Source organism: Proteus sp. G2626, from assembly GCF_009915985.1.
In the GTDB taxonomy this organism is placed as follows: Bacteria; Pseudomonadota; Gammaproteobacteria; order Enterobacterales; family Enterobacteriaceae; genus Proteus; species Proteus vulgaris.
In genome coordinates, this window is the sequence record NZ_JAABNH010000013.1 from 104,960 (window position 1) to 127,450 (window position 22,491).

Consider the following 22,491-nt stretch of genomic DNA (forward strand, 5'->3'; position numbering starts at 1 on the left):
TTAAGCAAAAACCATTGAAGGAGCTTTAAATGCCACCGGCATTTGTGCTTCGTCTTCAAATGTGACAAATTCCCACGCAGACTCTTTTGCTAATACCGCTTGGAGTAATTTATTGTTTAATGCGTGACCTGATTTAAACGCAGTGAATTCACCGATAATGTTATAACCACACATAAATAAATCACCGATTGCATCCAACATTTTGTGACGAACAAATTCATCTTCAAAACGTAAACCATCGTCGTTGAGAACACGATAATCATCAACTACAATCGCACAATCGAAGCTTCCGCCTAAACACAATCCTTTAGATTGCAAATATTCGATATCACGCATAAACCCAAAAGTACGAGCACGGCTAATTTGGCTCATGAAGGATTCTGCTGAAAAATCTAATTTATAACGCTGTGTACTTGCATCAATGGCTGGGTGATTAAAATCAATAGTGAAATCTAATTTAAACCCATTGTATGGACGCATTTCTGCCCATTTATCGCCATCTTCAACACGCACTGTTTCTTTGATGCGAATGAATTTCTTCGCAGTACGAAGTTCTTCAATACCTGCATCTAGTAACAAGAAAACAAAAGGTGCTGCACTTCCATCCATAATTGGAATTTCAGGTGCATTCACTTCAATTACGATATTATCAATGCCTAAACCAGCCAGTGCTGCGTTTAAATGCTCAACGGTTGAGATACGCACATCATCTTCGTTAACTAAGCAAGTACAAAGCATAGTGTCACGAACTGATTTTGCATCTGCTGGAAAATCCACCGGTGGATTTAAATCAGTACGACGGTAGATGACCCCAGTATTTGCTGGCGCCGGACGCATTGTAAGCGTAACTTTTTTACCTGTGTGAAGCCCCACACCAGTTGCTTGTACAATTCGTTTTAATGTCCGTTGTTTGATCATCATTTTATCTCGCAATGTTATCCGTCCTACCAATCATTATACTTATAATTGGCAGGACAGTTTAGCACAAAAAGCGGAGATGCCAATCTTTTTGGCGATTAATCAGCCTGTTTTCTCAGGAACGCAGGGATATCTAAATAATCGGGCTCTTTATTCGCCTGAGTAGATTGTTCGTTAACGGCTTTTGCTGCTGGCTTGCTTTCTTCTACAGTTGAAAAAGAAGACATGCTATTTTGCATTTGCTGATAACGATTCTCCATTGCGCTTTGCTGATTTTGCTTATTCGTTACCAGCGTAATTTCTGGACGTTTGTCCATGCCGATACCTGTTGCAACGACAGTTACACGCAGTTCATCATTCATTTCTGGATCAAGGGATGTACCGATAACCACAGTTGCGTTGTCTGATGCAAATGCACGAATGGTATTACCCACTGTTTCAAATTCATCAAGACGTAAATCAAAGCCTGCAGTAATATTGACTAATACACCACGCGCACCAGACAGGTCGATATCTTCCAATAATGGACTTGAAATCGCCATTTCTGCGGCTTCTTCAGCGCGATCTTCACCTTTAGCAGCACCAGAGCCCATCATGGCATAGCCCATCTCGGACATCACTGTTCTTACGTCGGCAAAGTCAACGTTCATTAAACCAGGGCGGGTAATTAGCTCTGCAATACCTTGGACTGCGCCTTTTAACACATCATTAGCAGCACCAAACGCATCTAATAATGAAATACCACGGCCCAATACTTTTAATAGTTTGTCATTAGGAATAGTGATTAATGAATCAACATGTTTTGATAACTCAGTAATACCTTGTTCCGCAAATGCCATCCGTTTTTTGCCTTCAAAATTAAAAGGCTTAGTCACTACAGCAACGGTCAAAATACCTAATTCTTTAGCAACTTCAGCAACAACTGGCGCAGCACCAGTACCCGTACCGCCCCCCATACCGGCTGCAATAAAGACCATATCGGCACCTTCAAGCGCTGCACGTAGCGCTTCACGGTCTTCTTCTGCGGCATTACGACCCACTTCAGGGTTTGCACCTGCACCTAAGCCTTTCGTAATGGCATTACCAATTTGGATAGTTTGTCCGACTGCTGTTTTACGTAACGCTTGAGCATCCGTATTGACTGCAAAGAAATCTACACCTTCAATACGTTCACGAACCATGTGCTCAACCGCATTACCGCCGCCGCCACCAACGCCGATGACTTTAATCACCGCATCGTTGGTTAATTCCATAGGTTCAAACATAATTTCTCTCCGTTTTGTGCCTTCTTAGGGTCGCTTGCTCAAACGACCTCTTTTTAAATTTGTCTGATTATTAAAACTCTCTTTTTAGCCAACTGGTAAGTTTCTTAAACAAACCACTGACAGCAGAGCGTTTTTCGGTTTCTGTTTCCTCACCAAAGTGGGATTCTTTACCGTAATGCAAGAGCCCAACGGCTGTTGAGTAGTAGGGATCCTGCGCATAATCTGTTAGCCCGGTAATATTTAACGGTTTACCGATCCGTACTTGCGTGTGAAAAACACGTTGAGCACATTCAACAAGTCCATCAATCTGTGCAGCACCACCTGTTAGCACAATACCTGCGGCTAAATGATGCTTAATCCCTTGCTGACGTAATTGTTCTTGAACTTTTAAAATCTCTTCATTAACAAGATTGAGCAATTCGGTATAACGAGGCTCAATCACCTCCGCAAGGGTTTGTCGTTGCAGACTTCTTGGTGGCCTGCCTCCGACACTAGGAACTTCGACATTTTCATCTTTACCGACTAAAGAGCCTAATGCACAACCATGGCGAACTTTGATAGCTTCAGCATCATTTGGGGGTGTACCAAATGCATAAGCGATATCACTCGTTACCACATTGCCAGCATAAGGAATAACGCGAGTATGTCTTAATGCCCCACCGGTATAAATTGCGATATCCATTGTACCGCCACCAATATCAACAACACACACACCGAGTTCACGTTCATCTTCTGTCAATACAGCGAAACTTGAAGCCAATCCTGCAAAAATCAGTTGATCTACCTTTAACCCACAGCGTTCAACTGCTTTTACAATATTCTTTGCCATATCGTTATGGCAGGTAATTAAATGAACTTTAGCTTGCATACGTACACCCGATAATCCAACAGGGTTTTTGATCCCTTCTTGATAATCAATGGCATACTCTTGCGGTATAACGTGTAAAACACGATGTTCATCTTTTACTTTGACGGATTTCGCAGTATGAACCACGCTATCAACATCATCTTGAGTCACTTCTTCTTCTGAAATTGGCACCATACCAATCTCATTTTGGCAACTGATATGCTTACCTGATAACGCCAAATACACTGAAGATATTTGACAATCAGCCATCAATTCAGCCTGATCTACCGCCCGTTGTACACATTTCACGACGGATTCAAGATCATTAACACCACCTTTATCCATGCCTCGAGATGGACAACTTCCCACCCCGATAATATTCACTACACCATCAGGCAGGATCTCACCGACAAGGGTGGCTACTTTGGCCGTACCAATCTCAAGACCAACTACTAATTTTCTGTCCGTCGCTTTGATCATTATTGTTCTGCCTTCGCCTTCATCGTGTCATCTGCCACGTCTTGTTTATTCATTCTCAAGTAATAAAGGAGCCCATCCGACTGCACCACCACTGTCATAACGCAGATCAACATAATCAACTCGTTTATCTGTTTGTTGTTGCAGTATCGGATACAACTCAATAAAGCGAGCGATCCGTTTTTCGTTATCCTTACGACCTAACTCCAATCGGACATCATTGTCTAAAACTAATTGCCATCCTTGACGAGCAGACATTGACGCTGCTTTTAAATTCAGGTTACTCGCAAGAAGTTGATCTCGCATTGCTACATAACCTGATAACACCATTTTTTCACTTCCTTGAGGGCCATATAACAAAGGGTAATTACCTTTAGTTTCCAATTGCGTTGGCAGACTGAAAACACGCCCTTCTTTATCAAGAAAGTAAGTATCATTCCAGCGAGTAAAGGGAACATACTCTACCAGATGGATTTTAAGTTCGTCTGGCCACTGTTTACGCACAGTGACTTGCCTAATCCATGGCATACGTTCAATTTGTTGCTGAATGATATTCACATCCTGTGTCATAAATGTGCCAGGTTGTCCTAAAGATAAAATCGCCTGACGCACATCATCATTCGTTGTGTAATGCCGCTCGCCAGTTAATACAAGTTTTGAGATGGGAAGACGATTTGCATCTTTCATCCAATTAACGACTTGTATTCCCCCCCAAACGATAGTGGCAATCACACATAAGAAAAAGATTAATCCTGATAAATAAGTACCATTACTCGGCCTGTCAGAATGCTGTTTCTCTTTGTGCTCTTTTATATTTAGCGCTGCTTGTGACATATTAACCCACTAACTCCTGAGCAACGTTTAAACAAGAGAATCGCCCACCCTTTTGTCCGATATTCCTTCGATTAATACTTTTCCTACATATATATACTTTATGAACACCTTTAGGTTTGATAATTAAATCACTAAATTGTTCAATCTGTTGAGAATTATTTACTTTAAAAGAAGAAATTGCGAATTTTTCTGCGTTTTTCTTACTTTTTAACTGAAATTTTTTCTCAATACGGTTTTGAGCAAGCGAATTCTCGATCATTTTTTTCGCCAATACTGTGTTATTTTTCTCATAACATCTCATCATTACAGCGAGTTGATTACCCATTTCACCATAAATGATGTTCACTTGCTCAAACATCCGCCTTAATCCTCGCTTAAAGATGGCTGTAATTTTGTATCTGCTAAGCGACGCGCTATTTTACCAATATTTCCAGCACCTTGAACTAAAACAAGATCATTATCTGTTAATACGCCTGCTAATATTGATGAAATATTATCTACATCAGACACCCAGATAGGATCTAACTTGCCACGCTGGCGAATTGTTCGACAAAGTGAGCGACTATCTGCGCCTGCAATAGGGGGTTCCCCTGCTGCGTAAACATCTGTTAATAATAAAATATCCACCTGATTGAGAACAGTAGCAAAGTCCTCATATAAATCACGTGTACGTGTGTAACGATGCGGTTGAAAAATCATAACTAGGCGCTTATCTGGCCAACCTGCTCTTGCTGCTTTAATCGTTGCATCAACTTCTGTTGGATGATGACCATAATCATCGACTAACATCACCTCACCTTCTTGACCATTAACATGCTCAAGACCGTAATTTCCTAAGAAGTCAAAACGGCGCCCCGTACCTTGGAAGTTAAGTAATGCAGCTAAAATATGTTCGTCTGCAATACCCTCTTCGGTAGCAACCGCTACTGCTGCTGTTGCATTTAACGCGTTATGACGACCTGGTGCATTTAATACAACTTGTAAATCCGGCATATCTTCACGAGAAATAGTGAAAAAACCTTGAGCACCTTTTTGTTCATAATGCGTAATACGAACATCAGCATCTTCATTAAATCCATAAGTCGTAATATAACGACCGACTTTAGGAATAATGGAACGGATAACATCATCATCAAGACACATCACTGCACGACCATAGAATGGTAAGTTGTGCAAAAAGGTAATAAAGGTCTCTTTTAGATTGTCAAAATTACCGTGATACGTATCCATATGGTCAGCTTCAATATTTGTAACCACTGCCACCATAGGTTGTAAATGTAAAAACGATGCATCGCTTTCATCAGCTTCAGCAATTAAATAGCGACTACACCCTAAACGTGCATGCGTGCCTGCTGATTTAACTAATCCACCATTCACAAACGTAGGATCTAATCCCGCTTGTGCATAAATATTTGAAATCATTGCTGTCGTAGTTGTTTTACCGTGCGTTCCTGCAATCGCCACACCGTGACGATAACGCATTAATTCAGCTAGCATTTCAGCACGACGAATAACCGGAATACGTGCTTCTCTCGCTGCAATAATTTCAGGATTTTCAGCACTAATTGCGGTCGAGACCACAACAACACTGGCACCACGAATATTTTCAGGGCGATGATTAAAATAAACAGTTGCACCCAAGGCAACAAGCTGTTGTGTAACAACATTTGGCGCTAAATCAGAACCGCTGATTTCATAGCCTTCATTCGCTAACACTTCAGCAATCCCCCCCATACCAGCACCACCGATGCCGATAAAGTGAATATGCTTAACTTTTCTCATTTCAGGCACAAACGATCTTAATTTTGCCAGTTGTTGTGTATTCACTATTTACTTCTTCACTCTAAGTTAATGGTTACAAGTTACGTTTATTTCTTTGCCACTTCGATTATTACATTCGCTACACGTTCTGTGGCATCCGTAATCGCAACACTTTTTGCTTTTTCTGCCATTGCTAACAATGTTTCTCTATCCCACTGTTTCAGGGTTTCAGCAATGACTTCTGGAGTTAAATCTTTTTGTTCGATAATTCGCGCTGCACCTGCTTTTTCTAACGGCAGTGCATTCCAATACTGTTGCCTATCTTTGTGCTGAAAGGGAACAAAAATAGCGGGTAATCCTGCTGCGGCAATTTCACTGACCGTTAATGCACCTGAACGGCATACGACAACATCAGCCCATTGGTAAGCTTGCGCTATATCATCAATAAATTCAGTAACTTTATATTCAGATTTAACTGAATTTTTAGCTAATTCGTTCTGATAGCGTGTTTTTGTATCACTTTCGCTACCTTTTCCTGCTTGATGCCAGATTGTAACATGCTCACCAAGCAAACCTGCGACCACGGGCAAGGTATGATTTAAAATTCGCGCGCCTTGACTACCGCCAATAATCAACACACGAATAGGGCCACGTCTCTCTTTTAATCGTACCGATGGCGTTTCAAGCGCTAATACATCTTTACGGACCGGATTTCCAACCACAGGCGCTTTAGGAAATGCCCCCGGAAAAGCCTGTAAAACACGTTTAGCCATTTTGGATAACCAACGGTTTGTTAATCCAGCAATCCCATTTTGTTCATGTAAAATAACAGGAATACCACACATCCAAGCAGCAACTCCACCTGGGCCGGAAACATATCCCCCCATACCAAGTACAGCATCAGGTTGATAGCGTTTCATAATGGCTCGTGCCTGAAAAATAGCTTTAATAATACGAATCGGCGCGACTATTAATGCTTTAATACCTTTACCACGTAAGCCAGAGATGCGAATAAATTCAATTTCAATACCGTGTTTGGGTACTAAATTAGCTTCCATTCTATCCGCCGTTCCTAACCATCGGATTTCCCAACCTTGGGATTGTAGATAATGAGCAACAGCGAGCCCGGGGAATACATGTCCCCCTGTGCCACCGGCCATTACCATTAAACGGCGTCTACGCTCGCTCATTTCGGGCTCCTTACAAACGCCTGAGCTTGTGCTAGACGTGTTTCATAATCTATTCGTAATAACATCACGATGGCCGTTGACATAATAATCAAGCTTGAACCACCATAACTAATAAGAGGAAGAGTTAATCCCTTCGTTGGCAACATACCTGCTGCTGCACCTACATTGACCAATGACTGGAATGTAAACCAGATCCCGATTGAGCACGCTAAAAAGCCTGAAAAACGTTGATCAAGTATCAATGCGCGTCGCCCAATTTGCATCGCGCGAAAAGCGATGAAGAATACCATTAAAAGCACTAAAACCACACCGATATAACCAAGTTCTTCTGCCAAAATAGAGAAAATAAAGTCGGTATGTGCTTCTGGTAAATATTCCAGTTTTTGTACTGAGTTTCCTAACCCTTGTCCAAGCAAATCGCCTCGACCAAATGCCATCAAAGATTGCGTTAACTGGTAACCACTACCAAATGGATCTTCCCAAGGCTCTAAGAAAGAAGTAATACGACGAACACGATAAGGTTCAACGATGATCAACATAACCACTGCAGCAATACCAGAACCGATAATCGCTAAGAACTGCCAAATTTTAGCGCCCGCCAAAAATAAAAGTGCTAATGTAGTAACAAATAAAACAACCACAGTACCTAAGTCTGGTTGCAATAACAGTAAAACTGCCAGGACTAACATAACGCCCATCGGCTTACAGAAACCCCAAAAGTTATTTCTGACTTCATCAACTTTTCGAACTAAATAGCTAGATAGATAACAAAATAGAGCTAGCTTTGATAATTCAGCCGGTTGGAAGTTTAATGGCCCGACAGCAATCCAACGTGAAGCACCATTAACAGAACTCCCGACCCCCAATACCAACAATAAAAGTATTATCGAACCGAAAAGCATTAAACTGCTATAACGTTGCCAAATTGCCATTGGAATACGCATAGTGACTAATGCTATACAAAATGCAACAACAATATAGATGCCATCACGCTTAGCGAATAAGAAAGGATCTTCTGCAAGGCGTTGACCAACAGGCATTGAGGCTGACGTCACCATCACAAAGCCGATAACCGCTAATCCGAAAGTAAACCAGAGCAAAGTGCGATCATACGGCACAAACGCCGTATTCTCAGTTTGATAACTGCCCACTAGCCACTGTTTTAGTCTTCGCATTGCGAATATGCTCATTAGCCAAGCTCCCGCGCTAAGCGCGCAAATTCATCACCGCGTTGTTCAAAACATTTAAACTGATCTAAGCTTGCGCAAGCAGGTGAAAGCAACACCATATCCCCTGATTTGACAGTAGGCGCTAATGCCCGCATTGCCTCTTCCATTGTGACCGTTAATAAAGAGACTTCCGGTCGTAAACGGGCTAATGCTTGTCCGTCTTGCCCAAAGCAATAGAGGCGAATATTGTCGCCACTAATATATGGCAATAAGGCAGTAAAATCGGCTGATTTACCATCACCACCTAATAAAAGGTGCAATGTACCTTCGACGTCTAATCCACGTAAGGCAGCTTCTGTGCTACCGACGTTAGTTGCTTTAGAATCATTTATCCAACGCACATTTTGATGTGAATAAACCAATTGAAAACGGTGAGCTAGACCATGATAGTTTTTCAGCACTTCCAAGCCCGCTTTACGAGAGATCCCCACAGCGTCAGCAAGTGCTAATGCAGCAAGTCCATTGGTATAATTATGCTGTCCAGAAAGATACATTTCGGACGTTGAAAGGATTTTTTCACCTTTTACTTTTAAGATGCGTTCTGTGTTATCAAGCTGATAATCGCCCTGTCCTACGCCAAAGCTAACACAACGCTCATTTTTACCCGCTAAAGGTAATGTAAGTCTGTCATCTTCGTTATAAACGCAAATGTTGGCATTATCATAGATACGTAATTTCGCTTCGCGGTATTGTTCCAATCCTAATGGATAGCGATTCATATGATCTTCGCTAATATTTAAGACTGTTGCTGCAGCTGCTTTTAAGCTATACGTGGTTTCTAGTTGGAAACTTGATAGTTCTAAGACATAAAGATCATGAGGCTCAGTTAGCAAAGTTAGAGCAGGAACACCAATATTCCCCCCAACACCAACGCGAATACCCTCCGCTTTTGCCATTTCACCCACAAGCATTGTGACTGTGCTTTTACCATTAGAGCCTGTGATAGCCACAATAGGTGCTTGGGCTTCGCGGCAAAACAGCTCAATATCCCCCACAATTTCGACACCATGACTTGCTGCTTCAACGAGCTCGGGTGTCGAAAGGGCAATACCAGGACTTGAAACAATTAAATCCGCATCGTTAAGCCATACTTGGTGAAAACTGCCTGTATGATATTCAACATCAACAGGAAGCTTATCTAAACCTCCTGGTTTTTGGCGCGTATCAATCACTTTAGGTGTAACACCTTGACGGATAAAAAAGTCAACACAGGAAAGACCTGTTATTCCAAGTCCAACAATAACGACTTTTTTCCCCTGATAATTTGCCATCTTAACGCACCTTTAACGTCGCCAGACCAATAAGCACTAACATCAGTGAAATAATCCAGAAACGGACAATAACACGAGGTTCAGGCCAGCCTTTTAATTCATAATGGTGATGAATTGGAGCCATACGAAAAATACGTTGACCACGTAATTTAAATGAACCAACTTGCAAAATAACGGAGAGTGTTTCAACAACAAACACACCCCCCATAATCACTAATAAAAACTCTTGGCGTAATAACACAGCAATAGTGCCTAACGCGCCACCTAATGCGAGAGAACCAACATCTCCCATAAAGACTTGTGCTGGGTAAGTATTAAACCAAAGGAAACCTAAACCAGCTCCCACTATCGCAGTACAGACAATGACTAACTCACCCGCATGCATTAAATAAGGAATTTTCAAGTAGCTTGCAAAATTAACGTTACCTGTTGCCCATGCAACTAAAGCAAAACCGGCAGCCACAAAGACAGTTGGCATAATGGCTAGACCGTCCAAACCATCCGTTAAGTTAACAGCGTTACTGGTTCCCACAATCACAAAATACGCCAATAAAATATAAAGCATGCCTAATTGAGGCATAACATCTTTAAAGAATGGAACAACTAGCTGTGTTGCAGATGTATCTTTACCAATGGCATACATACTAAAGGCAACCACTAACGCCAGTACGGATTGCCAGAAATATTTCCAGCGTGCGATTAAACCACGCGTATCTTTACGCACAACTTTGCGATAATCATCAACAAAGCCGATAACACCATAACCAATTAAAACCAGCAACACGCACCAAACATAAGGGTTATCTAATCTTGCCCAAAGTAGCGTGGAGATAGAGATAGAGAACAGGATCATAATCCCGCCCATTGTCGGTGTGCCACGTTTACTAAAATGAGACTCAGGCCCTTCACTACGAACCACTTGTCCAATTTGCATTCTTTGTAACCAAGCGATGAGATGAGGTCCCATCCACAAAGCAATAATTAAAGCCGTCAATAAACCAACAATCGCCCTGAATGTCAGATAAGAAAACACATTAAAAAATGTATGGTATTTAACCAAATATTCGGCTAGCCAAACTAACATTCAAAGCACTCCTTTAATGCGTTCACGATATCTTCCATCGCGGAGCTTCGTGAACCTTTTACTAAAACTGAAACAACATCATGCTGCTGTAATAATGGAATCAATTGAGCAAGTAAGTCGGCTTTAAATGTAAAATGCTGACCACCTTGGTTTTCATCACTAATAAAGTGGCTATGCTCCCCTACGGTAAAAACACAATCAATCCCTGCATTGTGTGCAAAACGCCCTACATCACGGTGACATTTTTCTGAATCTTTACCTAACTCAGCCATATCTCCCGCAACAAAAATCTTATATCCCGGCAATTGTGATAAAACTTGTAAGCCCGCGATCATCGAACCATCGTTCGCATTATAGGTATCATCTAACACCATTTTTCCTGTGGTTAACGCCACAGGATACAATCTTCCCGGTACTGCTTTTAATGTCGATAAACCAAGGCGAATTGTATCAAGCGTTGCGCCTGCTGAAAGAGCTAACGCACTAGCAGCTAAAGCATTGGCAATATTATGACGTCCAGGCAATGGGAGTGTGACTTCAACACAGCCTTCTGGCGTATGTAGGGTAAAGTTAGTGGCGAATTGCTTAACAACAATATCAGTGGGATAAAAATGAGCGTTGCTTTGCGCAGATAAAGAGAACGACCATTGCGTTTGACGCGCATTTAGATGGTGTTGCCATAGAGGTAAGTCATTACTATCAAGATTAATAATGGCTGTACCTTGCTCTTTTAAATGAGTAAAAATTTCACCTTTCGCTTGAGCTATGCCTTCAAGTGAACCGAAACCTTCAATATGTGCAGAAAAGAGATTATTTACCAAGGCACTATCTGGTTTAACCATATCCACGGTATAGGCAATTTCACCAATATGGTTAGCACCTAGCTCGATAACAGCAAAACGATGCTCTGGCGTTAAACGAAACAGTGTTAAAGGTACACCAATATCATTATTTAAATTACCGTAGGTATATAAAGTTTCACCGCAATGACGCAAAATTGAAGCCGTCATTTCTTTGACGGACGTTTTTCCTGAAGATCCTGTCAATGCTACGATTTTTGCATTGCTTAGTGAACGAATATGAGTGGCAATCGCCCCCATTGCTAGACGAGTATCTTTCACAATGATTTGTGGGCAATCAATATCAATTTCACGATTAACCAATACAGCAACAGCGCCCTTTTCTTTGACATCAGCAATAAAGTCATGCGCATCAAAACGCTCACCTGCCAATGCAATAAAGAGGCAATATTCATCTATATTGCGACTATCCGTCGAAATTGACTTAATCGTTAATTGATTCGCTTGGCTTTGAGCCATGTGGCTCAATTTACCATCAGTGACTTGTACAATGGTTTCTAGGGATAAAGGGATCATGCAATCACCCCCAATAACCGTGCAACGGTTAATCTATCTGAATAGTCAAGGCGACGTGAACCAACTAACTGGTAATCTTCATGTCCTTTACCTGCGACTAAAATCATATCATTCGCGTCGGCTTGCATAATTACGTTAGTCACTGCTTCAGCACGACCTTCAATAGCAATTGCACGGCCGGGATCCATTAGACCAGAAAGAATATCTTGAATAATAGCTTGTGGCTCTTCACTACGCGGATTGTCATCAGTGATAACAACTTTATCAGCCAATTCTTCTGCAACCGCTCCCATTAGTGGGCGCTTACCTTTATCTCGATCACCCCCACACCCAAACACACACCACAATTTACCGCTACAGTGTAAGCGAGTAGCTTGAAGTGCTTTTTCTAGCGCATCAGGGGTATGAGCATAATCAACAATAACGGTAGGGCGATTATCAGCACTAAATACTTCCATTCGCCCACAAACAGGAGTAAGTGCTGATGACGCGTTAATCACGGCATCTAGTGGATATTCCAAAACCAACAATGTTGCTAAAGCACATAAAAGGTTACTGACATTAAATGCCCCAATTAATGGACTTTCAATTTCCCCTTCCCCCCAGCTTGAACTAAAGCGAATGGTTGCCCCCTCATCGTGGTAATTAATGTTTGTTGTTTTAACAAAGCGACCTTGCCAATTTGCTGGCAATTTATTGTCCATTGTCACTGCAACAGCATCTGGCACACGTGATAACCATTTTTGACCAACGGTATCATCAGCATTAATGATTTTTTCACCACTATGGTGTGTAGAGAAAAGTAACCATTTTGCCTCTTCATAATTTGCCATATCACCATGATAATCGAGATGGTCACGGCTTAAATTAGTAAATACGCTCGCCACAAAAGGTAAAGCACTAACGCGACCTTGTACTAAGCCATGAGAAGAGACTTCCATCGCGGTTAATGTCGCGCCTTGATTGAATAGTTGTTGTAACTCTAATTGAATATCAACTGCCGAGCCCGTGGTGTTCATAGCTGGAACAACGTGACCTAACAGTCCGTTACCGACTGTTCCCATCACAGCACTGGTTTCGCCTAATCCTTGAGCCCACTGCGCTAACAATTGTGTTGTTGTCGTTTTTCCGTTAGTCCCAGTAACACCTATTAATTTTAATTTTTCAGCGGGTTGATAATAGAAATGACCTGCTAATCTTGATAACTCTGCATTAAGATTATCAATGTAAACAACAGGAACGCCGTGGCTTTCACGAATTTCCCCATGCGTTGCAACACCTTGTGCCTCCGCTAATACCGCTGAAACACCTTGAGCAATAGCTTGAGGAATATAGCGTCTACCATCAGTTTCATGACCTTTAATGGCGATAAAAAGATCACCGCTTGCCGCTTTTCGGCTATCGAGTGTCATGTCTTTGAGCATCAATGACGGTGCTTGTATCCCGAGTGCCCCTAATAGGTCACTTAAGTTAGGATCGGCCACTTGTATCCTCTTCTTTTTTAATTACAAATTCATTTTTATCGTCTGGCATCAATGCATCAGGTTCTACGTTCATCGTTCGTAAAACCGCGCCCATAATTGTGCCAAACACCGGTGCAGATACTGCGCCCCCGTAATATTTACCCGCTTTAGGTTCGTTGATTATCACAACCAACGCAAAACGTGGACGACTCGCAGGCGCAACACCCGCAGCATAAGAGATATATTGATTGATATATTTTCCGTCTGGCCCTACTTTTTTCGCCGTACCCGTTTTAATCGCAATGCGATAACCTTTAATAGCCGCACTTACGCCACCGCCACCAGGCAATGCAACACTTTCCATCATATGTACGACAGTTTTCATCACAGGCTCAGGGAATACGCGTGTTCCCGGTACAGGAGGGTCAACTTTCGTAATTGAGAGCGGACGATAAATACCAAAACTACCAATCGTTGCGTAGACACGCGCTAATTGTAACGGCGTTACCATAAGCCCATATCCGAATGAGAAGGTGGCCCTTTCAAGATCGGACCACCGTTGTTTTTTTATTGGAAATATGCCACTACTTTCACCAACTAGCCCCAAGTTAGTTGGCTTCCCGAATCCAAAGCGTGAATAAACATCCACAAGTTCAGATGCAGGCATCGCTAACGCCAGTCTTGAAACACCAACGTTACTCGATTTCTGTAATATTCCTGTTATCGACAGCTCATTATATCGCCCAACATCTTTGATTTGATGCCCGTTAAGTCGATAAGGAACAGTATTAATAACACTATTTTCTTCAATAATATGATTGTTAAGTGCACTCATCACAACCATCGGTTTTACTGTAGAACCTGGCTCAAAAATATCGGTAATAGCGCGATTACGCATCGCATCTTTAGGCGTACCCGTTAAATTATTTGGGTTATAAGATGGGCTATTTGCCATCGCCAAAACTTCGCCTGTATTCACGTCAACTAAAACGGCTGTCCCAGATTCGGCTTTATTCTTGATAACGGCATTGGTTAATTCACGATAAACCACGGATTGCAGGCGCTCATCAATACTTAACATCAAGTTATGGGCAGCTTGACTATCCGTTTGAGCGATATTTTCAATGACACGGTTGAAACCATCTTTACGAACGACTCGCTCGCCAGGAGCCCCTGTCAGCCATTGATTAAAGCTTTTTTCAACACCTTCAATACCATCACCATCAATATTCGTTACACCAATTATGTGAGCAGTAACTTCACCTGATGGATAATAACGTTTCGATTCTTGACGCATGTTAATCCCTGTAATTTTTAATTTACTGATGTAATCGCTAATTTCAGGGTTAACTTGACGGGCAAGATAGATAAAACGAGCAGAAGGCGCTGCGACAATTTTCTGTTCAATTTGATTCACGGAGATTTTTAGTGCATCAGCGAGGGCTAACCAACGTGAGTCGGTCATATCAGGGTTAGCATCTAGTACAACTTTAGGATCCGCCCAAATGGCATACACAGGAACACTGACTGCAAGAGGCCTACCCATTCTATCGCTGATCATCCCCCTTGCTGTTGGGACTTTTTGCACACGTAGAGAACGCATATCCCCTTCACGAATAAGAGGATCTGGATTAATAATTTGTAAATAAGCAACACGGATTAATAGCGCGACTAAAGCGATACCAATACCAGTACAAAGCAACGCAAAACGCCAACTCACAAACCCTGTTTTTTCCTCAGGTTTGCGTAGTTTGGCATTTGACTTTGTCTTTGCTTTCGCTTTTGCCGAACGTGAAAATTTCATACTTACCTTATTTATTTAGTAACCACGATGTTCTCTTTTGTTGGATCAACATGAATCATTCCCAAACTATCACTTGAAAAACGTTCTACTCGGCTATGATCAGCCAGTGCATTTTCTTCAAGAATGAGGTTACGCCATTCTATATCCAATACATTTTTTTCTAGCACTAAGCGCTCTTTCTCTGCTGTCAATAAACGCGTCTTATGTGCTGTCGTCACGACATACACCGCAGAAATAATCACAGCAATCAGTAAACATACAGGTAATTTGCTATGACGCAGTAAATCCTGCCATATAACTCCTGGTAGTGTGTGTCGTTCTGTAGACATTTATTCCTCAATACGTTGCGCGACACGTAATACAGAGCTTCGTGCTCGTGGATTTTCTTCCACTTCTATACCTGTCGGTTTCATCTTGTGAATACTCGATAAGCGAGCACTTCCTAACTCTTTTATCTGAGCTTCTGTGAGTGGGATCCCCGCTGGAACCACAGGCCCTTTGCTCTCATCACGAATAAATCGTTTTACTAATCGGTCTTCTAACGAATGGAAGCTAATCACCGATAAGCGCCCTTCTGGCGCTAAAACTGAAACGGCACCTTTTAATGCTTTTTCAATTTCATCCAATTCGCTGTTGATATAGATTCGAATTGCTTGAAAACTTCGTGTTGCTGGATGCTTATGGCGTTCTTTTACAGGGCTTGCTTCACTAATTAAATCAGCCAATTGCTTAGTTCGAGTCAACGGCTCTTCTGTTTTATTACGAGCAACAATGGCGCGAGCAATACGTTTAGCAAAACGCTCTTCACCAAATGTTTTCAATACCCAAGTAATGTCATCTTCTGCTGCTGTCATTAGCCATTGTGCTGCTGATTGGCCCGATGTTGGGTCCATCCGCATATCAAGAGGCCCGTCACGCATAAAAGAGAAACCACGTTCAGGATCATCCAGTTGAGGAGAAGACACTCCTAGATCCAGTAAAACACCATCAACTTTCCCCACTAAACCTAACTCATTGACATACTGTTCAATATTTGAAAAAGGCCCATGAACAATAGAAAATCGTGCATCATCTATTTCTTTAGCAACTGCAATAGCTTGTGGATCTCTGTCTATCGCTATCAAGCGACCTTTCTCACCTAATTGCGATAAAATTAAACGGGAGTGGCCTCCGCGACCAAATGTTCCGTCGATATAGATACCTGAAGATTTAATGTTCAAGCCATTCACTGCTTCATCCAGTAATACACTGGTATGACTAAAATTATTTGTTGTCATTATTTAAAGTGATAAGTCCAATAGTCGTGTCGATAACGGTTCCTGTGAGGTTTGCTCGGCAACAATGTCTTTTTCAATCTGGTTATACCAGACCTGTTCATCCCACAATTCAAATTTATTGAATTGACCGACTAACATGACCTCTTTGGTTAGCCCGGCATGCTGTCTTAGCGTGCTAGCTAACAAAAGACGTCCTGCACTATCCATTTGGCATTCGCTGGCATGTCCTAATAACAAACGTTGAACTCGACGCTCAGACGGGTTCATGGAAGACAAAGCGGCCAATTTTAATTCAATCTTTTCCCATTCAGGCAGTGTATAAAGCAATAAACACGGCTGATTGAGATCAATGGTACAAACCATTTGACCTTCAGAAATCTCACTCAGCGTTGTTCGATAACGGGAAGGAACTGTTATTCGCCCTTTGCTGTCAAGATTAACGAGTGTTGCTCCACGAAACATCCTCATTACCCCCAGCGTTATAATTTACACCACATTATCCCACAAATCCCCACAAATAGAGTTTACGGATGGTATGAAAACGTTGTCAAGCCAGATATAGGAAGCTTTATTTATATTTACAGTAATTTGATAGGCGTACCGAAATGTTTAAATTATCGACAAAGAGGAAAAAAGAAATATTAACATCATGATTAATAGAGGTTATTTTTCAATTTCTATTTTTAGTTACGAAAAGTAATTATTTATAACGATTACAAGGAAGAAAAACAGATAAAGAAATCATAATGAGTAAATAATAATTTTAATGATAAAAAACTAATTTATTGCAGTTCATTTACCTTTAGCCAACATAATAATTTGGGGGTACTTTTATATAAATAAAAGCTGAACAATCTAAAAAAAACAATTCAATATCATGAAGATAATTATTTGTTTTCTTCTTATCCCTCCAAAAATAAAATTACTTACTTATTAAATTTAAGCAATATCACTTATGGGTAAGTCAAAATTTAATCTATTCACTTAATGAAATAAGAGAAATAGTAAAAAAAGGCTTAAGATTAATCTCAAATTTAATATTCTCTAAGCTATTCGACATTCTTAAATCAAATAAAGCATCCCTGTTTTAATTTAATAAAACAGGGATGAGTATAAATGCAGATAATGGCCAACTAAGGGATATCAATTAACGCGCTCGCCCCAAACTACCACGACGACATAAGTCACGACGAATACGCGTAATACCTGCTTGTGGCTTTTGCTCTTCTTCAAGACTAGCAAGAACAAGTTCTAATACACGCTCTGCAATATCTCGATGTCGTTGAGCAACAGATAAAACAGGACATTCAAGGAAATCCAATAGTTCATGATCACCAAAAGTCGCAATAACCAATTGTGTTGGTAAACGGCCACTTCGTTGTAATGTCACATCCATAACTCCTTGCAACAAAGCAAAAGAAGTCGTGAATAATGCATCAGGCATTGGATTGTTGTTTAGCCATTCAGAAAAAGCAGCCGCGGCAGCTTCTCGTTCATAACTATTTGCATACAAGTAGGTTACTTCACGAGGATCATCTTTCCAAACCTGACGAAAACCTTGTTCACGTAAAAAACTCACGGAAAGTTCAGGAAGAGCCCCTAAGTAGAGTACAGATTGCGAAGGAAAAGCATTTAGTTCAGTTGCCAACATTTTAGCATCTTCTAAGTCATCACCGACAACGCTGATGAAATGCTCACTTTCTAATGCCCTATCTAGCGCAATAATCGGTAACGAACGATTAGCCCAACGCTGGTAAAAAGGGTGTTCAGGTGGTAATGCTGTTGAAACAATAATAGCATCAACTTGGCGTTGTAATAAATGCTCAACACAACGAATTTCGTTGTCAGGTTGGTCTTCTGAACACGCAATCAGCAACTGATAACCGCGTTGGCGTGCTTGTCGTTCAAGGTAATTTGCGATCCTGGTATAACTGGTGTTTTCCAAATCAGGAATAACCAAACCAATAGAACGCGTACGACCAGCACGTAATCCCGCGGCAACAGCGTTCGGGTGGTAATTATGCTCTCTGACCACCGCCATCACTTTTTCAACAGTCTTGTCACTTACACGGTACTGTTTCGCCTTACCATTAATGACATAACTTGCCGTTGTTCGTGAAACACCAGCCAAGCGGGCGATTTCATCCAGTTTCACATTAGCCTCTTTTAATTATTAAATGTGTTATTTATTACATATTGCTATGAATTTCAGTCATTATGCTGATCTGATTTTGCATTTTAACACAATTTACTGATAAAACCGTATGCGTCAACGTTTCCGTTTATGTCTTTTATCAATTATTTCAATCATCATTATCTATCAGCCAACGATTTTACAAGAAAAAAGCACCTCTGCGGTGCTTTTTTCTCACTTAAATTTAATCTTGATACATCAATTCGATTTCATTTCGATAGCGTTCTGAAATAATTTTACGACGAAGTTTTAATGTTGGTGTTAATTCACCAGATTCCATTGAAAAACCTTCAGGAAGTAATGTAAAGCGCTTCACTTGATGAAAACTTGAAAAGTTTTTTTGCATTTCACGTAAACGTTCATCAAACAGCTCTTTAATTTTGGTATGACGCAATAATTCGATACGATCTTGGTATTTTAGATTTAATGCACGAGCGTGCTCTTCTAGTGCATCAAAACAAGGCACAATGAGCGCTGAAACAAACTTACGCGTATCAGCAATCACCGCAATATGCTCAATAAAACGGTCTTGTCCTAAAGTACCTTCAATCATTTGTGGCGCTATATATTTACCATTCGACGTTTTCATTAAGTCTTTTAAACGTTCAGTAATAAATAGTACACCATCACTATCAAGTGCGCCGGCATCACCGGTACGTAACCAACCATCTTCTGTAAAAGCTGCGGCCGTATCTTCTGGCTTATTGAAATACCCTTTCATCACAATGCTGCCACGGACTTGGATTTCATTTTCAGCCCCAATCCGTACCTCAACACCAGGTAATGGTGTGCCAATAGAGCCTAACTTATACGTATTTTCTTCCCAGCATGAAACCGTGGCACAGGTTTCTGTCATGCCATAACCGTATTTAATATTAATGCCCGTTGCTAAAAAGAAACGAATAACCGTATCATCTAAACGTGCACCTGCCGCGGGTAAAAAGCGAACACGTCCACCTAAAATTTGACGTAATGGTTTTAAAATCTTCTTATCAGCAAAGCGATAACATAAGCGAGAAATAAAACCAAGCTTGCGCTGACTAAGCTGTGCTTCGCGCTGCTTCTCACCCTGTTTGATTGCCCATTTAAAGATAAATTGGCGCAACATTGAAGCCTGAGACACTTTGTCTTGAATTGCGCTATACACTTTTTCATAGAAACGCGGAACAGCACACATCACGGTAGGCTTAACGGTACTCATTGCTTCTCTAACAGCATGTGTATCCGTTAAATACACATTAACAGCCCCCGTGTGCATAACATAGAAGCTCCACGCACGTTCAAAAACATGAGAAAGTGGTAAGAAGCATAATGAAACGTCTTCATCTGATAACGAAAGGCGTTCGTCATGGAGATAGAGTTGAGATGCAAGGCTCGTATAATCGAGCATTACACCTTTAGGTTCGCCAGTTGTTCCTGATGTATAAATCAAGGTAAACAGATCGTCTAAGTTACATTCATGAATACGTTGTGCTAACACGTCATCATGCTGATATTGTGTATTATTTATTAAACTATCGAGGTAACATGAAGGTGTATTTGCGTTTAATACAACATCAGAATTAAACACAATAATATGTTCAAGTTGAGGACATAACGCTAATAATGCAGAAGCGATATCGTATTGTTTTTGGTCACCAACAAAAAGAATGCGAATATTTGCATCATTTAAAATATAAGCGGCTTGTTCAACACTGCTTGTAGCATAAAGAGGAACCGTTACCGCACGCAATTGCAAAGAAGCAATATCAGCCAAAGACCAATCAATGGTATTTTGAGAAAAGATCCCAATATTTTCTTGAACACTCACACCCATTTCTAATAATGCATTTGAGAGCGCGCGTGTTTTCTTTTCAACCTCTTCCCATGACATTTCGATATTGTGCTTAACATCCCACTGACGATAAGCAATATTATTCCCGCGGTGTAAAAACTGCATTTGCAATCTTCTAATTATATGATAATCATGAAGATTATTATTAGTTATCATAATTTTCCTGCTATTTATGGAAAAGCGACCGTGTTATGAAACTGAAATGGGTAAAACACGCCACTTACAATTTCAGCTTACACATGTTCGCTGACTCGAATAAAAGTCTAAGTGATCCACCAAAATAAAGGAATTCAATTTTACATAAATTTGTAAAATTGTGAGTTATGAAAAGTTTTGTCAAAAGACGCTATCTCACAAAAGTAAGAAAACGAGATCTTAAGATCTTATTTTTTATGAAAGGAAAAAAGGAAAAGCTGATAAATAACAATAAGTAATTGTTACAACTTAATCAGTGATAATATAAAGAAGCATAGGTTCTTGTAAAAAACAGGTTTAACGTAGTAATAATACGAATAAGAGTTATTATGACAAATAAAGGGCAAAAATAGTGACAGCAATCCAATTTTAAACGCTATCTTGGTCATTAGCCGAATGGCTAACGTTATCTGCCACTATTTCTGCATAATTAGTAATAAATACTAATTATGAGCGAAAACACTCTAGTTTTGGCAAACTTCACTTAATAAGTTTTTCATCCATAAGTGGCCTTTATCACGTGCTGTTGACTCATGCCAAATTAAGTAACATGGACGTTCTGTTTTTTCCCAAGGTAATGACACTGCTTTAATATCTAATTGCTCAGAGTAATACTCAACTAACCATCTTGGTGCAATAGCAACCAAATAAGTTTTAGAGACAATATTTAATACGCTATTTAAATCGGTTCCCTGATAAGTGATTAAATCTTCTAAATGAGTATCTTTATAATAAGGTGTGCTAAATGAACCAATATCATCTAAAGAAACAATTGAGTGTTGCTCATTTAATAACATATCTTGAGTGACACTCTCTTTAATACGAGGATGTTTATTTGAAACCACTAAAACAACTTCATCATTAAATAAAGGCTGAGAATGAAACTCTGTTCTTTCAAATTCTTTATAATTAATAAAGAATTCGACTTCTTGATATTTTAACTGGTGTTCTATATTGCTATTTAAATAAGATTTAATATTAACATTAATATTAGGTGTTTTGTTTTTAATTTGTTCAACTATTTGGGGTGCTAATTTTATATCTAGAGGGCTACAAATAGATAAATTAAATATACGTTCACTTTGCTCGGGTTCAAATCCAGCACCAGGAAGTTCATTATGAACCAATTGTAAAGCTTGTCTTACTGGGCCAAAAAGTTGTTTAGCTCTTAATGTTGGTTGAATACCACGTCCATAACGGACAAATAATTCATCATTAAACATAACTTTAAGTCGAGAAACAGCATTACTTACTGCGGGTTGTGACATACCTAGCACCTGTGCGGCACGGGTAACATTTTGCATTTGCATGACAGCATCAAATACCGTTAATAAATTGAGATCAACATTACGTAAATGCATATCTGTTGATTCTCTGTTGGTAACTGTTGCTGATGTGTAATCCGTCATTTCTTACTCCACTATGTTATCATAATAACTAAATAAATATTATTAACTAAAATATTATTAATA

At 40.4% G+C, this 22,491-nt stretch carries 19 protein-coding genes; all 19 read right to left on the bottom strand.

Annotation, left to right across the window (positions count from 1 at the left end):
* The 19 genes from lpxC to leuO all read right to left on the bottom strand — a co-directional run bounded on the left by lpxC (window position 1) and on the right by leuO (window position 22,428).
* Window positions 1-918, bottom strand: a complete 918-nt coding sequence (lpxC, locus tag GWJ05_RS07150) for a UDP-3-O-acyl-N-acetylglucosamine deacetylase (RefSeq protein WP_036913397.1) — start codon at window positions 916-918, stop codon at window positions 1-3.
* Window positions 919-1,016: 98 nt separating this feature from the next.
* Complete coding sequence (ftsZ, locus tag GWJ05_RS07155) at window positions 1,017-2,183, bottom strand: cell division protein FtsZ (protein WP_036934968.1); 1,167 nt, start codon at window positions 2,181-2,183, stop codon at window positions 1,017-1,019.
* A 70-nt stretch (window positions 2,184-2,253) separates the two neighbouring features.
* Window positions 2,254-3,510, bottom strand: a complete 1,257-nt coding sequence (ftsA, locus tag GWJ05_RS07160; protein WP_036934969.1) for a cell division protein FtsA — start codon at window positions 3,508-3,510, stop codon at window positions 2,254-2,256.
* 45 nt (window positions 3,511-3,555) lie between these two features.
* Window positions 3,556-4,341: a cell division protein FtsQ gene (gene ftsQ / locus GWJ05_RS07165; protein WP_036934971.1), complete on the bottom strand. Its 786-nt coding sequence runs from the start codon at window positions 4,339-4,341 to the stop codon at window positions 3,556-3,558.
* A 1-nt stretch (window position 4,342) separates the two neighbouring features.
* The gene (locus GWJ05_RS07170; protein ID WP_036934973.1) at window positions 4,343-4,699 is read right to left on the bottom strand and encodes a hypothetical protein; all 357 of its coding nucleotides are present in this window, start codon (window positions 4,697-4,699) and stop codon (window positions 4,343-4,345) included.
* Window positions 4,700-4,704: 5 nt separating this feature from the next.
* Entirely contained in the window at window positions 4,705-6,168 is a 1,464-nt protein-coding gene (murC, locus tag GWJ05_RS07175; RefSeq protein ID WP_115370722.1) for a UDP-N-acetylmuramate--L-alanine ligase, read from the bottom strand.
* A 41-nt stretch (window positions 6,169-6,209) separates the two neighbouring features.
* On the bottom strand, window positions 6,210-7,292 hold the full coding sequence (murG, locus tag GWJ05_RS07180; RefSeq protein ID WP_036934976.1) for an undecaprenyldiphospho-muramoylpentapeptide beta-N-acetylglucosaminyltransferase: 1,083 nt from the start codon (window positions 7,290-7,292) through the stop codon (window positions 6,210-6,212).
* On the bottom strand, window positions 7,289-8,482 hold the full coding sequence (ftsW, locus tag GWJ05_RS07185) for a cell division protein FtsW (protein ID WP_036934977.1): 1,194 nt from the start codon (window positions 8,480-8,482) through the stop codon (window positions 7,289-7,291). The genes murG and ftsW overlap by 4 nt, the downstream gene beginning before the upstream one ends.
* Window positions 8,482-9,792 (bottom strand): UDP-N-acetylmuramoyl-L-alanine--D-glutamate ligase, encoded by a 1,311-nt coding sequence (gene murD, locus GWJ05_RS07190; protein ID WP_036934979.1) that lies wholly within the window; start codon window positions 9,790-9,792, stop codon window positions 8,482-8,484. Before murD ends, ftsW begins: the two co-directional genes overlap by 1 nt.
* A gap of 1 nt (window position 9,793) precedes the next feature.
* Complete coding sequence (gene mraY / locus GWJ05_RS07195) at window positions 9,794-10,876, bottom strand: phospho-N-acetylmuramoyl-pentapeptide-transferase (protein WP_036934981.1); 1,083 nt, start codon at window positions 10,874-10,876, stop codon at window positions 9,794-9,796.
* A complete protein-coding gene (gene murF / locus GWJ05_RS07200) occupies window positions 10,870-12,252 on the bottom strand; it encodes a UDP-N-acetylmuramoyl-tripeptide--D-alanyl-D-alanine ligase (RefSeq protein WP_161681251.1) in 1,383 nt (460 codons plus the stop codon). The genes mraY and murF overlap by 7 nt, the downstream gene beginning before the upstream one ends.
* Entirely contained in the window at window positions 12,249-13,736 is a 1,488-nt protein-coding gene (murE, locus tag GWJ05_RS07205) for a UDP-N-acetylmuramoyl-L-alanyl-D-glutamate--2,6-diaminopimelate ligase (RefSeq protein ID WP_161681252.1), read from the bottom strand. Before murE ends, murF begins: the two co-directional genes overlap by 4 nt.
* Window positions 13,723-15,519, bottom strand: a complete 1,797-nt coding sequence (gene ftsI, locus GWJ05_RS07210) for a peptidoglycan glycosyltransferase FtsI (RefSeq protein ID WP_036934985.1) — start codon at window positions 15,517-15,519, stop codon at window positions 13,723-13,725. The genes murE and ftsI overlap by 14 nt, the downstream gene beginning before the upstream one ends.
* A gap of 11 nt (window positions 15,520-15,530) precedes the next feature.
* Complete coding sequence (gene ftsL / locus GWJ05_RS07215) at window positions 15,531-15,848, bottom strand: cell division protein FtsL (protein WP_036934986.1); 318 nt, start codon at window positions 15,846-15,848, stop codon at window positions 15,531-15,533.
* Complete coding sequence (gene rsmH / locus GWJ05_RS07220; protein WP_036934988.1) at window positions 15,849-16,796, bottom strand: 16S rRNA (cytosine(1402)-N(4))-methyltransferase RsmH; 948 nt, start codon at window positions 16,794-16,796, stop codon at window positions 15,849-15,851.
* A 3-nt stretch (window positions 16,797-16,799) separates the two neighbouring features.
* The gene (mraZ, locus tag GWJ05_RS07225; RefSeq protein WP_036934989.1) at window positions 16,800-17,258 is read right to left on the bottom strand and encodes a division/cell wall cluster transcriptional repressor MraZ; all 459 of its coding nucleotides are present in this window, start codon (window positions 17,256-17,258) and stop codon (window positions 16,800-16,802) included.
* A gap of 685 nt (window positions 17,259-17,943) precedes the next feature.
* A complete protein-coding gene (gene cra / locus GWJ05_RS07230) occupies window positions 17,944-18,951 on the bottom strand; it encodes a catabolite repressor/activator (protein WP_036934990.1) in 1,008 nt (335 codons plus the stop codon).
* A 223-nt stretch (window positions 18,952-19,174) separates the two neighbouring features.
* Window positions 19,175-20,980 carry an AMP-dependent synthetase/ligase gene (locus tag GWJ05_RS07235; protein ID WP_036934991.1) on the bottom strand — a complete coding sequence of 602 codons (1,806 nt, stop codon included), beginning with the start codon at window positions 20,978-20,980 and terminating at the stop codon, window positions 19,175-19,177.
* A 503-nt stretch (window positions 20,981-21,483) separates the two neighbouring features.
* Complete coding sequence (gene leuO / locus GWJ05_RS07240; RefSeq protein ID WP_036934992.1) at window positions 21,484-22,428, bottom strand: transcriptional regulator LeuO; 945 nt, start codon at window positions 22,426-22,428, stop codon at window positions 21,484-21,486.
* Window positions 22,429-22,491: the final 63 nt, after the last annotated feature.